The sequence below is a fragment of the Rhodococcus sp. EPR-157 genome (assembly GCF_001647195.1).
GTDB lineage: Bacteria > Actinomycetota > Actinomycetes > Mycobacteriales > Mycobacteriaceae > Rhodococcoides.
The window spans coordinates 1-12,387 of the sequence record NZ_LVCV01000344.1 but is presented as its reverse complement, the minus strand read 5'-3'; the positions used below and the strand labels follow the sequence as shown (position 1 = coordinate 12,387).

The window sequence follows — 12,387 nt, the reverse complement described above, 5'->3', positions numbered from 1 at the left end:
ACCGAGATCGCGTTACTCGAAGCCCGGCTCAGCGCGGGCTCCGGCGATGCCAAGAAGACCAAGGCCGCCGCTGCTGCCCTCGCCGAGACGCTGCCCACGGCGGCGGTCATCGGAGACATCGACTCACTGGCCGAGCGGCTTCGACTCGTCATCGAACATTCGGACGCGGCCGCCGCGGTTGCGCGGCAGGAGAAGGAAGTCGAGAGGGCCGCGCACACGGCTCGGAAGGAAGAGCTGGCGGCGGAAGCCGAGCAGATCGGCAGCGAGTCGACGCAGTGGAAACACGCGGGCGACCGACTTCGCGAAATCCTCGATGAATGGAAGACCATCCGCGGCGTCGACCGCAAAGTGGACGACGCGCTGTGGAAGAGATACTCCAAGGCCCGCGAGAACTTCAACCGTCGCCGCGGTGCTCACTTCGCCGACCTCGACCGGGAACGCGGAGCGGCAAAGACACGCAAGGAAGAGCTGGTGACCCAAGCCGAGGCCCTCTCTGCCTCCACCGACTGGGGTCCGACGGCAGCAGCGTTCCGCGACCTTCTGACCGAGTGGAAGGCAGCTGGTAGAGCCCCACGGGACGCAGACGACGCACTCTGGAAGAACTTCAAGGCCGCCCAGGACGTGTTCTTCGCGGCACGCAACGCCGCCGCATCCGAACGCGACGCAGAGTTCGAGGCGAACGCCGTCGCCAAGGAAGAGCTGCTCGCGAAGTACGGCAACATCGATCCGAAGAACAACCTCGACGCCGCCCGCTCGGCACTGCGCGAACTCCAGGAGAAGTGGGACGCGCAGGGCAAGGTTCCGCGCGACAAGATGCAGGAACTGGAAGGCAGACTGCGGGCGATCGAGAAGTCAGTGTCCGAAGCGGTCGATGCCCAGTGGCGGCGTACGGACCCCGAGGCGCTGGCCCGCGCCGCTCAGTTCCGTGAGCGCGTAGCCCAGTTCGAGGAGCAGGCGGCGAAGGCGACCGCAGCAGGTAAGGACAAGGACGCCAAGCGCGCCCTCGAGCAGGCGCAGCAATGGCGTGAATGGGCCGAGGCAGCCGAAGGGGCAGTCGAGGAGTTGTAGAGAACGGGAGTTGCAGAAGTCAGGGCTTGCGGTCGGTGGGCCGACCGAGGACCGGTCCGGCCCACCGCGAGTTCTGTTCGGCCTCCACCGACGCCGCCCGTCGACGTTCCTGAGCGTCCAGCTGCGCGGTGGTCTTGTTCCACACCGCTTTGAGCCACTGGAACGTGAGCGCCACGACGAGAATCCAGCCGATCACCAAACCGATGCCAGGGCCGCTCGCAGTGGAGTCCGCGGGCAGCGTCTGCCTCGACCAGATAGACAGCATCCCGAAGACCGATGCAATCGCAGATCCAGCAAGCGCGATCCACGCGAGTGCCCAAATTCTGGTCACGAGCGCAAGCACCGATGCGACCACGGCGAATACCGTCACGAACCACACGAACACCCGCGACGGCAGCGCGATAGCGTCGGCCAACGCAGCGTCGTTGCCGGACAGGACATCGAAGCCGCTGACCGATCCGGTGTGCGGCAGGGCGAGGGTCAGGAGCAGCAGCATCACCAGAACAGCGACGACCACTGCGCGCACACCGGGGTCGATCTCCGAATCGATGGTCTTCTCGGCCCGGTCGTAGTCGGGCGCCTGGTGGTCGGGAGTCTCGGGAGTCTCGGGAGTCTCGGGAGTCCGAGGGTCGGGGGTCATACCGTGCATCCTGTCGTTACGGGCAGCGGGGCGGGCGCGCCGACGGATGGCAAACCCAACCCGACACCGATGGGAGCCGTCTTCGGCACTGTTCCACTCTCGAATGCGTCGCCCGCAGACGTACGGCGGTGCGAGGCAACCCCGGCGTCGGCGATGAGGTGGTAAGGCGCTGCTGCTGTGATGGTGGTGGTGACGATGTCACCCGGTCTGATGGCGGCCAGCTGATGTTCTTCGGCACGGAAGTGCACGAGGCGTCCGTCACGCGCTCGCCCGCTCTTGCGGTGAGTCGCTGCGTTCTTGCGTCCCTCACCCGTCGCGACCAGGATTTCGACGTCGGTGCCGATCAGTGCGCGGTTCGCGTCGAGGACGATCTCCTCCTGCAGCGCGATCAGTCGGTTGTAACGTTCCTGCACAACTTCCTTGGGCACCTGGTCGTCCATGTCCGCGGCAGGCGTTCCCGGACGCTTCGAGTACTGGAAGGTGTACGCGTTCGCGAACTTCGCACGCCGCATCACCTCGAGAGTCTGTTCGAAGTCCTCCTCGGTTTCCCCGGGGAAACCGACGATGATGTCGGTCGTGATCGCAGCGTCCGGCATGGCGAGACGGACCTTGTCGATGATGCCGAGGAACTTGCTCTGACGGTACGACCGGCGCATGGACTTCAGAATGCGGTCGGAGCCGGACTGCAGCGGCATGTGCAGTGTGGGGCAGATGTTCGATGTGGTCGCCATCGCCTCGATGACATCGTCGGTGAACTCGGCCGGGTGCGGTGAAGTGAACCGCACTCGTTCGAGTCCGTCGATGGCGCCGCACGCTTTCAGCAGCGACGCGAATGCCCCTCGATCGCGCGGAAGGTCCGGGTCCGCGAACGATGCCCCGTACGCGTTGACGTTCTGACCGAGAAGTGTGACTTCGAGGACACCCTGGTCGACGAGTGCCTGGACCTCGGCCAGGATGTCTGCCGGTCGTCGGTCGATCTCCTTGCCGCGCAGTGCAGGCACGATGCAGAAGGTGCAGGTGTTGTTGCAGCCGACCGAGATGGACACCCACCCGGCATACGGCGATTCTCGCTTGGCCGGCAATGTCGACGGAAATGCTTCGAGCGACTCCAGGATCTCGACCTGGGCTTCGTCGTTGTGTCGCGCACGCTCCAGCAAAGTCGGCAGCGATCCGATGTTGTGCGTGCCGAACACGACATCGACCCACGGCGCCTTCTTCACGACGGTGTCGCGGTCCTTCTGCGCGAGACATCCTCCGACGGCGATCTGCATGCGCGGATTGCGTGTCTTCGCCGGTCGCAGCATTCCCAGGTTGCCGTAGAGCTTGTTGTCTGCATTTTCGCGCACCGCGCAGGTGTTGAACACCACCAGGTCCGCATCGGTGCCGCTCGATGCGGGGATGTATCCGGCTTCTTCGAGTAGACCAGCCAGCCGCTCCGAGTCGTGCACGTTCATCTGGCAACCGTGCGTTCGAACCTCGTAGCTTCTCTGGGTAGTCAGGTCACTCGTTTCCACCTCCCCAGGGTACGGCCCGGCGGGTGCACGCCACGCCCGGGATCCGCGTCCGCCCTGGGCCGATACCGACCGTCAGTAAAGTTTCCATTACATAATCCGAATTGTCGGGTGAAAAGCGCTGTCGACAACCAAACTACGAATAGGGTTCTGCCCTATGACGCACGCCACCGACGCGCCGGCTTCCGGTGCTCTTGCCGATCGACCCCCCATGATCTCCCTGAAATCGGTAGACAAGCATTTCGGTGATCTGCACGTCCTCAAGGACATCAATCTGGAGGTACCTGCTGGGCAGGTCGTCATCGTTCTCGGTCCGTCCGGATCGGGCAAGTCGACGCTCTGCCGCACGATCAATCGCTTGGAGCCGATCGACTCGGGAACCATCGAAGTCGACGGATCAGTTCTTCCCGCCGAAGGAAAGGCCCTCGCAGCGCTTCGCGCCGATGTCGGCATGGTCTTCCAGTCCTTCAACCTGTTCGCGCACAAGACGATCCTCGAAAACGTGATGCTGGCACCACAGAAGGTACGCAAGCTCAAGAAGGAAGAGGTCCGCAAGTCGGCGCAGGCGCTTCTCGAACGGGTGGGCATCGCCAACCAGGCCGACAAGTACCCAGCGCAGCTCTCGGGTGGACAGCAACAGCGTGTTGCCATCGCTCGATCGTTGGCCATGAACCCCAAGGTGATGCTGTTCGACGAGCCGACATCGGCCCTCGACCCGGAGATGGTCAACGAGGTGCTCGACGTCATGACCTCGCTTGCCAAGGACGGTATGACGATGCTCGTGGTCACCCACGAGATGGGCTTCGCCCGCAAGGCAGGCGATCGCGTCATCTTCATGGCCGACGGCGCCGTAGTCGAGGACACCGACCCCGAAACGTTCTTCACATCACCTGAATCCGATCGCGCCAAGGACTTCCTGGGCAAGATCCTCGGTCACTGATTTCGATAACCAGAAGCACCGCACCATTCCCAGAACCGCTCTTCCCAGCATCATTCTTCGCAGAACCAAAATGGAGGAACTACCAGTGAGAATCAATCGCCCGCTCCGCATCGCAGCCGGACTCGCCGCACTGGCCGTGGTCGCCACCGCATGTGGCGGCAACGAGGAACGAAGCGTCTCCTCGAGCTCCGAGGGCGGCAAACTCATCGTCGGCATCAAGTACGACCAGCCCGGCCTCGGGCTGCGCAATCCCGACGGCACCTTCAGCGGGTTCGACGTCGAGGTCGCCAAATACGTCGCGGGCCAGCTCGGAGTCTCCGAGGAGAACATCGAGTTCAAGGAAGCGCCGTCCGCTCAGCGCGAGACTCTCATTCAGAACGGTGAGGTCGACTACATCGTCGCCACCTACTCGATCACCGATGCCCGTAAGGAGAAGGTCGGATTCGCCGGACCGTACTTCGTTGCAGGACAGTCACTTCTGGTTGCCGAAGGCAATACCGACATCACCGGACCCGACACCCTCGCAGGTAAGAAGCTGTGTTCGGTCACCGGCTCGACCCCGGCACAGAAGATCGCCGACGAGTACCCCGACGTCCAGCTTCAGCCGTTCGACACCTACTCGGCGTGCGTCGAGTCCCTCCGAAACGGTGCTATCGACGCGGTCACGACCGACGACATCATCCTGGCCGGTTACGCCGCTCAGTACCCGGGCGAGCTGAAGGTGGTCGGCGAGCCGTTCACCGCCGAGAACTACGGGATCGGTCTCGCCAAGGACGACACCGACGGCCGGAACCAGATCAACGACGCCATCGAAGAAATGGTCGCCAGCGGTGCCTGGGAAGAGGCCTTCAACGAGACCGTCGGCGCCTCCGGCTACCAGCTGCCTGCCGAGCCCGTCGTCGACCGCTACTGACGCTTCGCCCCCACGTCGGGTGCACCGAGTGCACCCGACGTGACCGGCCCGCTCCAGCCGATTGGACACCCCTACCTTGAACCTATTGAGCAAGTACGGCGATCAACTCGTCGACGCGTTCATCATGACGATAAAACTGACGGTTCTGTCCGCGATCGGCGCACTGATCATCGGTACGATCATCGCGGCGATGCGTGTGTCACCGATTCCGGTCGCACGCGCTCTCGCTACCGCATACGTCACGATCTTCCGTAATACCCCACTGACACTGATCATTCTGTTCACCTCGTTCGGCCTCTACCAGACGATGGGTGTCGCGCTTGCTGCGGAAGATTCGCCGACGTTCCTCGTCGACAACAACTTTCGGCTAGCCATCCTCGGTTTGAGCGTCTACACCGCCTCGTTCGTGGCCGAGTCGCTTCGATCCGGAATCAACACTGTCCCGGTCGGGCAAGCCGAAGCCGGCAGATCGCTCGGCATGACATTCACCCAGAACATCACGATCGTCGTACTCCCCCAGGCGTTCCGCGCAGTGATCGGTCCGTTGGGAAGTGTGTTGATCGCGTTGACCAAGAACACCACCATCGCATCGGTCATCGGCGTCGCCGAAGCGTCACTGCTGATGAAGACGATGATCGAGAACGAGGCGGCAATCTTCGCTGTCGGTGGACTCTTCGCCCTCGGCTTCGTCATCCTGACGCTTCCGACCGGACTCCTGTTCGGGTACCTCAGCAAGCGATTGGCGGTGAAGTGATGAGTGACGCTGTAGCCGTTCTCTACGACGTTCCTGGCCCGAAGGCCAAGGCGCGATATCGAATCCTCTCCGGTGTGGTCCTTCTGATCTCCCTCGGAATCGCCTTCCTCATCTATCTGGCTCTCGACTCCAAGGGTCAGCTGACGGCAGCGAAATGGGAGCCGTTCGTCACGTCCAGTACGTGGACGACGTATCTACTGCCCGGCATTCAGGGAACACTCGTAGCCGCTGCCCTGTCCATCGTGTTCGCTCTGGTACTCGGAGCGGTCCTCGGCATCGGTAGGTTGTCCGATCATCGGGCGGTGCGAGCGATCAGCGGTGTCTTCGTGGAGTTGTTCCGCGCAGTCCCCGTGCTGATCCTGATGATCTTCCTGTACGCGGTGTACGCCGAATACGAGGTCTTCAAGGTCCGCTACCTTGCTCTTGCTGCGGTCGTGACCGGTCTGACGCTGTACAACGGGTCGGTCATCGCCGAAATCGTTCGCGCCGGCGTCAACTCGCTCCCGAAGGGGCAGACCGAGGCTGCATCTGCTTTGGGCATGCGCAAAGGCCAGGTCATGCGGATCGTGTTGCTGCCCCAGGCTGTAACCGCGATGTTGCCCGCCATCATCTCGCAGATGGTGGTCGCTCTGAAGGACTCGGCACTCGGCTATCTGATCGGGTACGTCGAAGTGGTTCGGGCCGGTCAGCAGGTCGGCGCGTTCTACGGCAACTACCTGCCTTCTCTCATCATCGTTGCGCTCATCATGATCGTCATCAACTCCATGCTCACCAAGCTGGCGACGGTCGTCGAAGGGCGGATGCGTCAGAAGAAGCGCAAGACCGGTGGAACCGTAGTGCCCGTACAGGACTTCGGCGGAGGACCAGCCGGGGCCGCATAGTCGACATGGGTGAACGAAAACGAGGCCCGCAACACCGTGAAGGTGTTGCGGGCCTCGTGTATTCGACGACGACCTGTCTCAGGTGGACGATCACCCGAAACGGTCACCGTCGAAGTCTTCGGTGTCAGCGCCCAGCCTGTCCAGTTCGGTCTTGACGACTGCAAACGCCATCCCCTGCGGATATCCGCGGCGGGCGAGCATTCCTACCAGCTTTCGCACCGTCTTGTCGCGCTCGGCTCGCGCATCGGGAGCGTTGGCGTCGGGTAGGGACAGCGTTCGGCACTTCTTGCGCACCAACTCGGTTGCGCGTCGACGCTCGTCCTCGGAATCAATTTGCTCGAGCGCCGCCGAGGAGTGTTCGTTGCTGACGCCTTTGTCTCGGAGTTCGCGGCTCAGCGCGTGCTTGCCCTTCCCTGCATAGACATGGCGAGAACGCACCCACTGCTCCGCGAATGCACCGTCGTCGACAAGCTTGGCGGCTGCCAGCTTGTCCAGTACCGCAGCGATGACGGTGGGCGTGAAGCCCTTCTTTGCCAACCGTGTCTCGAGCTCATGCCGACTTCGAGCTCTGTCGGTCAGCAACCGAAGGCAGGCGTCCTTCGCCTGCGCTTCGGTGCCGCCGCCCTCGGGTTCCGGTTCCGGTTCCACGAACAGCTACCCCTGACTAGAACTCGACAGGTGCTGCCGTGTCTTCGGTAGCCGTGACGTCGGCGCCGATCTGCAGCTTTTCCATGATCTTCTTCTCGATTTCGTCACGCACGTCCGGGTTTTCGAGCATGAACTTACGGGCGTTCTCCTTGCCCTGGCCGAGCTGATCGCCGTCGTAGGTGAACCAGGAGCCTGACTTTCGAATGAAGCCGTGCTCCACGCCCATGTCGATCAACGAACCTTCTCGGCTGATGCCCTTGCCGTAGATGATGTCGAATTCTGCCTGCTTGAACGGAGGCGCAACCTTGTTCTTGACGACCTTGACGCGCGTACGGTTACCGATCGCGTCGGTACCGTCCTTGAGCGTCTCGATGCGACGGATATCCAGGCGCACGGATGCGTAGAACTTGAGAGCCTTACCGCCGGTTGTTGTTTCGGGCGAGCCGAACATGACGCCGATCTTTTCACGCAGCTGGTTGATGAAGATCACCGTGGTGCCGGAGTTGCTCATGGCACCGGTCATCTTACGCAGCGCCTGGCTCATCAGACGGGCCTGCAGGCCTACGTGACTGTCACCCATCTCGCCCTCGATCTCGGCGCGCGGCACGAGAGCCGCCACCGAGTCGATGACCAGAATGTCGAGCGCGCCCGAGCGGATGAGCATGTCCGCGATTTCCAGCGCCTGCTCACCGGTGTCAGGCTGCGAGACCAGTAGTGCGTCGGTGTCGACGCCGAGCTTCTGCGCGTAATCGGGGTCGAGCGCGTGCTCGGCATCGATGAAGGCGGCGATGCCGCCGGCGCGCTGCGCACTGGCAACAGCGTGAAGCGCGACCGTCGTCTTACCGGAGGACTCAGGGCCGTAGACCTCGATGACACGTCCACGAGGCAAACCACCGATACCGAGCGCGACGTCCAGCGCGATGGAACCGGTGGGAATGACAGCGATCGGCTGACGAACCTCGTCGCCGAGACGCATCACCGATCCCTTGCCGAAGTTCTTGTCGATCTGCGCAAGTGCGAGATCGAGCGCTTTGTCGCGATCGTATGCAGCCATCGTGATCTCCTAGTGTGTCTCGTTCAGCCTGGCGCTGATCTGTGTTGTCGGTAACGGTAGAGCCAGGCACCGACAAGTTGCTTCTCTCTCGTCCATGCGCACTCCGCTCTTCCTCCAGACCGCAGTCCAGCCGAATGAGTTCAGCATAGGGGAACACGTGTTCGATTACATCACCCGACGCGCCGACACGCCGAAGTTTTCGTCACCAACGGGAGCGGGGCACATCGAACTCCCTGCAGAGTGCACGCCACACGTCGCGAGGATCCACACCCGCTTCGATTGCCTCGGCACCCGTATGTCCGTCGAGACTGGTGATGACGTGATCGACGAGGATGGAGTCCCCCCGCATCTGCCCGAACTCGTCCACCAGCAGTTCACGGAATTCAGTCAAGCGCACTGCCCAACCGTACCGCGACACACCTCCACCGGATCCTCGACGTCGCCGGAGCCTGCCGCGGCGGCGGACGCCGCCTGTGCGTACGCCGGGTCCTTCAGCACTCGCCGGACCGCATCACCGATCGAGTCGGGACTCGGCGGACGAACCACCACGGCACTTCCTTGCCGCGCGGCACGATTGGCCAGTTCCCACTGATCACCGCCACCGGGGACCGCCACCACCGGAACTCCGTGTATCAGCGATTTGGCCAGCAGTCCGTGCCCGCTGCCACAGACGACCACATCGGCCCGACCCAGCAGTTCGTCCTGCCGTCCGAGCCCGGCGGCCGCCCAACTCGGCAACTCCGCCGGTGGTTCGTCGAGAATCGACGCCACCACCCGAGCGCCACTTCCGTCGAGTCCTCGAAGTGTCATCTCCAGCATTCCCTCGGCCCCAGTGAATGCAGTCGACGGCGCGACCATCACCACTGGGCCGTCACCGGGGGGTAGCGTCAGAATTTCCTCGGTCGGCTCCCAGAGCAGCGGCCCCACCACATGCGCTTCCGTTGGCCAGTCCGGACGCGGCACCTCGAGCGCGGGAATCGTGGCGATCAACCGTGCGACAGGACCTGGATCCTCGGCAGGCAGTCCGATACCGACTCGGGCAGCACTCCGTTGCGCTCGTCCCTGTGCAATCGAGCGACCGGTCGCCTTGCGCATCAAGGTATCGCGAAGCCGACCTCGAACGCCGGAGCCGGGAGCCAGCCCACTTCCGATGGGCGGCAACCCTTTCGACGGGGCGTACAGCGGATGAGGGGACAGCTCCACCCAGGGCAGTCCGAGCTTCTCCGCGGCCAGACCACCTCCCGCAGTAAGGATGTCGGAGACCACGAGGTCTGCATTCACACTCTGCAGGTCGGGGTGCAGTTCGGTGGCGATGAATGCCGCTCTCGAATGGATGCGTTGTCCCGCGTCCATGTCGTCGTCTTCCGGGCGTGGCGTCAGCCCCTTGAGCGGACGGGTGTCGATTCCGGCGGCACCCGCTGCGTCGACCCATCGGGTTCCGGTGAACAGCACGGGCTCGTCCCCGGCGGCGGCGAACCTCAGGCACAGCGCGATCGCGGGAAACGCATGCCCTGGATCGGGTCCGGCCACTACCGCTACTCGCACGCAGCTCAGCGTGCCACAGTTTTCACTCGCCGGAGTCCAGGTGATCGCGAAGGATGGATTCTGCCGCGGACAGGGTGCGGTCGCGATCGGTTCCGACGAGTCCGATCCTCGTTCGTCGATCGAGCAGGTCCCCCACGGTTCGAGCACCCTCGAAGCGAACCGAGAACGCCAGTTCGGCCGCACATACGTCGATACCGTCCGCGATCGGGACCAATCCATCGTGCAGCGTGTCCGCAAGCCTGTGAACGATCCTCGCCTCGGTGCCGTACCGACGGACAAGCGTCGCCGAGGCCGGTACAGCGGCGAGCTCGGACGCGGTCGCTGCACCCACCAGCGGGATGGACTCCGTGCGCGAGGGTTCAGCGGTGAGTCCGACAGCGTCGAGCGCCGCATCGACCGCGTGTCGGGCCATCAGTCGATACGTCGTCAATTTGCCGCCGACCACACTGATCGGTCCGTCACCGTCGACGAGCACCGCATGCCTCCTCGACACGTCGGCGGACGGCCCGTCACCCGAGCCGAGCAGCGGCCGTAGACCGGCGAACGCACCGATGACATCGGCACGAGTCAATGTCGGGGTCACCGCCGTCGCAAGGATGTTCAGGAGGAACTCGATTTCCGGCTCCGTCGGGACGGGAACATCCGGTATCGCGCCCTCCGCCGACTCGTCCGTGAGACCGACGTACACGCGATTCAGAGGCGCAGGCAATGCGAACACGAACCGAGTGCGCTCCCCCGGTACTGGAATCGCCAACGAGCATGTGAGTCCCCCGAACGCCGCTGCATCGAACACCAGATGTGTACCCCGACTGGGTCGCAACGCGATCCGTGGATCGATCTCTCCCGCCCACACCCCGGTTGCATTGATCACGACCTTGGCGCGCACTCGCGTGGTGTCGCCCGTCGCTTCGTCGCGAAGAACCGCCGACGTCCGATCGACGCCGGATGCACTGACCCCGGTAAGGATGGACGCGCCGTACAACGCTGCCGTGCGCGCGATCGCGACGACGAGACGGGCATCGTCGACGAGCTGGCCGTCCCACGACTGTGCGCCGCCTCGCAGACCCTCGCGCAGCACTGTCGGAGCAGCGGCCGCCACGGCGTCCGCACTGACACGCCGCGCCGGGGGCAGTATCGATACCGGCGTGCCGGCCATGCTTCGCAGAACATCACCCGTCGCCAGCCCCGCACGAATCACCCCCTCGCCCACCGCCGACATCGACGCGTGCAGCGGCACTATCTGCGCCAAGGGCCGTACGAGGTGCGGCGCGGTCCGAGTCATCAGGATCCCGCGTTCCACGGCGCTGTCGCGAGCGATAGCGAACTGACCCGATGCGAGGTATCGCAGTCCGCCGTGGACGAGTTTGGAACTCCATCTACTGGTACCGAAGGCCAGATCGTGCTTCTCGACGAGGACGACCTTCAACCCCCTCGACGCAGCGTCGAGGGCGATACCTGCACCGGTGACACCGCCACCGACGACGAGAACGTCGACAGCGTCCCCCTGCCATACCGCCTCGGCTTCACGCCGACGCCTGAACTCGCTCAACCCGGAATCCCGGGCACCGGTCAGCACCGAACGGGCGGGCGCAGGTACGCGTCGACTGCGTACGCGATTTCCGCGACGAGATCGTCACCGGAGATCCGAGCGGAAACCATGTTGGCCGACTGAACCGCGGATTGGACCATCAGCAGCACGACGCAGGCCATCTGCATAGGGTCGCCGTCACGAATCGACGAATCTTGCTGCCCCAACGACAACATCGGCGCAAGGGTGTCGATGATCGCAGACTGACTCGCTCCGAGACGATGCAGGATGTATGTGGACAGAATGTCCGGATCCGACTCCAGAATCTTCACGAACAACGGATGCGTACGGATGCTGTTCGCCACATCGGCCGTGGCAGAGGAAATCTGAGCGCGGACCGATCCGTCGACGCCGAAGGTCGGGATGACCGACCCGATCTCGCGAGTGAGGAGACTGGACACCACCGCACGCGTATCGGCCCACCTGCGGTACACCGTGGGGCGACTCACCTGAGCGCGACGGGCAATCTCGGCCAGTGTCGTACGCCTGACGCCGTATTCGAGAATGCACCCGCGTGCGGCGTCGAGCACCTGATCCTCGATGGTCGACACGGCAGTCGACTGCTCGCTCACTGTGGACACCTCGTTCGATCGACCCGGTTCAGCTCATCTTTACCCAGGACATGTTACAAACATGCGACTTATGTAACACTATAGATCATGCAGGAACTGCCTCCGGTCGAGCTGCCCGTCATGTCGTGGGATGCGTGGGGGATCCCGGAGAATCGACGCTCTCTGAGCGTCGAGGTCGAGTCGGTACTTCGCACTGCACTTGGCATCTCGCCTCGTGGTCGCGCGGACTCATCGGAGAATTCGGTGACACTGACGCGTTCTCGACTGTCCGTC

The 12,387-nt window shown here is 63.5% G+C and carries 13 protein-coding genes and 1 pseudogene; 6 read left to right on the top strand and 8 right to left on the bottom strand.

Annotation, left to right across the window (positions count from 1 at the left end):
* The coding region (locus tag A2J03_RS16060) for a DUF349 domain-containing protein (protein WP_068375790.1) at window positions 1–1,068 on the top strand (1,068 nt) is incomplete at its 5' end.
* A gap of 19 nt (window positions 1,069–1,087) precedes the next feature.
* On the opposite strand, the gene A2J03_RS16055 is transcribed toward A2J03_RS16060, so the two are convergent.
* Together A2J03_RS16055 and miaB are read right to left on the bottom strand one after the other, a co-directional pair.
* Window positions 1,088–1,717 (bottom strand): Rv2732c family membrane protein, encoded by a 630-nt coding sequence (locus A2J03_RS16055; protein WP_197480814.1) that lies wholly within the window; start codon window positions 1,715–1,717, stop codon window positions 1,088–1,090.
* Entirely contained in the window at window positions 1,705–3,222 is a 1,518-nt protein-coding gene (miaB, locus tag A2J03_RS16050) for a tRNA (N6-isopentenyl adenosine(37)-C2)-methylthiotransferase MiaB (protein ID WP_082897868.1), read from the bottom strand. Before miaB ends, A2J03_RS16055 begins: the two co-directional genes overlap by 13 nt.
* 208 nt (window positions 3,223–3,430) lie before the next feature.
* Between miaB and A2J03_RS16045 the strand changes: the two genes are divergently transcribed.
* The 4 genes from A2J03_RS16045 (at window position 3,431) to A2J03_RS16030 (ending at window position 6,707) form a co-directional block, all read left to right on the top strand.
* Entirely contained in the window at window positions 3,431–4,159 is a 729-nt protein-coding gene (locus A2J03_RS16045) for an amino acid ABC transporter ATP-binding protein (protein WP_197480815.1), read from the top strand.
* Window positions 4,160–4,244: 85 nt separating this feature from the next.
* Window positions 4,245–5,072 (top strand): glutamate ABC transporter substrate-binding protein, encoded by an 828-nt coding sequence (locus A2J03_RS16040; RefSeq protein ID WP_068375798.1) that lies wholly within the window; start codon window positions 4,245–4,247, stop codon window positions 5,070–5,072.
* 76 nt (window positions 5,073–5,148) lie between these two features.
* Window positions 5,149–5,826, top strand: coding sequence for an amino acid ABC transporter permease (locus A2J03_RS16035; RefSeq protein ID WP_068375784.1), 678 nt, complete (start codon window positions 5,149–5,151; stop codon window positions 5,824–5,826).
* On the top strand, window positions 5,826–6,707 hold the full coding sequence (locus A2J03_RS16030; protein ID WP_068375782.1) for an amino acid ABC transporter permease: 882 nt from the start codon (window positions 5,826–5,828) through the stop codon (window positions 6,705–6,707). The genes A2J03_RS16035 and A2J03_RS16030 overlap by 1 nt, the downstream gene beginning before the upstream one ends.
* Window positions 6,708–6,797: 90 nt before the next feature.
* Here A2J03_RS16030 and A2J03_RS16025 read toward each other — a convergent pair whose 3' ends face one another.
* From A2J03_RS16025 to A2J03_RS16000, 6 genes are all read right to left on the bottom strand, one after another.
* Window positions 6,798–7,355, bottom strand: a complete 558-nt coding sequence (locus tag A2J03_RS16025; RefSeq protein ID WP_068375780.1) for a regulatory protein RecX — start codon at window positions 7,353–7,355, stop codon at window positions 6,798–6,800.
* 16 nt (window positions 7,356–7,371) lie between these two features.
* The gene (recA, locus tag A2J03_RS16020) at window positions 7,372–8,409 is read right to left on the bottom strand and encodes a recombinase RecA (protein WP_068375779.1); all 1,038 of its coding nucleotides are present in this window, start codon (window positions 8,407–8,409) and stop codon (window positions 7,372–7,374) included.
* Between the two features lie 202 nt (window positions 8,410–8,611).
* Window positions 8,612–8,806, bottom strand: coding sequence for a DUF3046 domain-containing protein (locus A2J03_RS16015; protein ID WP_068375796.1), 195 nt, complete (start codon window positions 8,804–8,806; stop codon window positions 8,612–8,614).
* The gene (locus A2J03_RS16010; RefSeq protein ID WP_197480813.1) at window positions 8,797–9,954 is read right to left on the bottom strand and encodes a glycosyltransferase; all 1,158 of its coding nucleotides are present in this window, start codon (window positions 9,952–9,954) and stop codon (window positions 8,797–8,799) included. Before A2J03_RS16010 ends, A2J03_RS16015 begins: the two co-directional genes overlap by 10 nt.
* Before the next feature lie 22 nt (window positions 9,955–9,976).
* A complete protein-coding gene (locus A2J03_RS16005; RefSeq protein ID WP_231912559.1) occupies window positions 9,977–11,503 on the bottom strand; it encodes a glycerol-3-phosphate dehydrogenase/oxidase in 1,527 nt (508 codons plus the stop codon).
* Window positions 11,504–11,523: 20 nt separating this feature from the next.
* A complete protein-coding gene (locus A2J03_RS16000) occupies window positions 11,524–12,114 on the bottom strand; it encodes a TetR/AcrR family transcriptional regulator (protein ID WP_068375777.1) in 591 nt (196 codons plus the stop codon).
* Window positions 12,115–12,201: 87 nt separating this feature from the next.
* On the opposite strand from A2J03_RS16000, the pseudogene A2J03_RS31715 reads away from it, so the two are divergent.
* Window positions 12,202–12,387: pseudogene (locus A2J03_RS31715) on the top strand (hypothetical protein); the annotation flags it as partial.

Coding starts and splice junctions, on each gene's coding strand:
- A2J03_RS16055 (WP_197480814.1), bottom strand. CDS start 1,717: ATGCACGGTATGACCCCCGACCCTCGGACTCCCGAGACTCCCGAGACT.
- recA (WP_068375779.1), bottom strand. CDS start 8,409: ATGGCTGCATACGATCGCGACAAAGCGCTCGATCTCGCACTTGCGCAG.
- A2J03_RS16045 (WP_197480815.1), top strand. CDS start 3,431: ATGATCTCCCTGAAATCGGTAGACAAGCATTTCGGTGATCTGCACGTC.
- A2J03_RS16030 (WP_068375782.1), top strand. CDS start 5,826: ATGAGTGACGCTGTAGCCGTTCTCTACGACGTTCCTGGCCCGAAGGCC.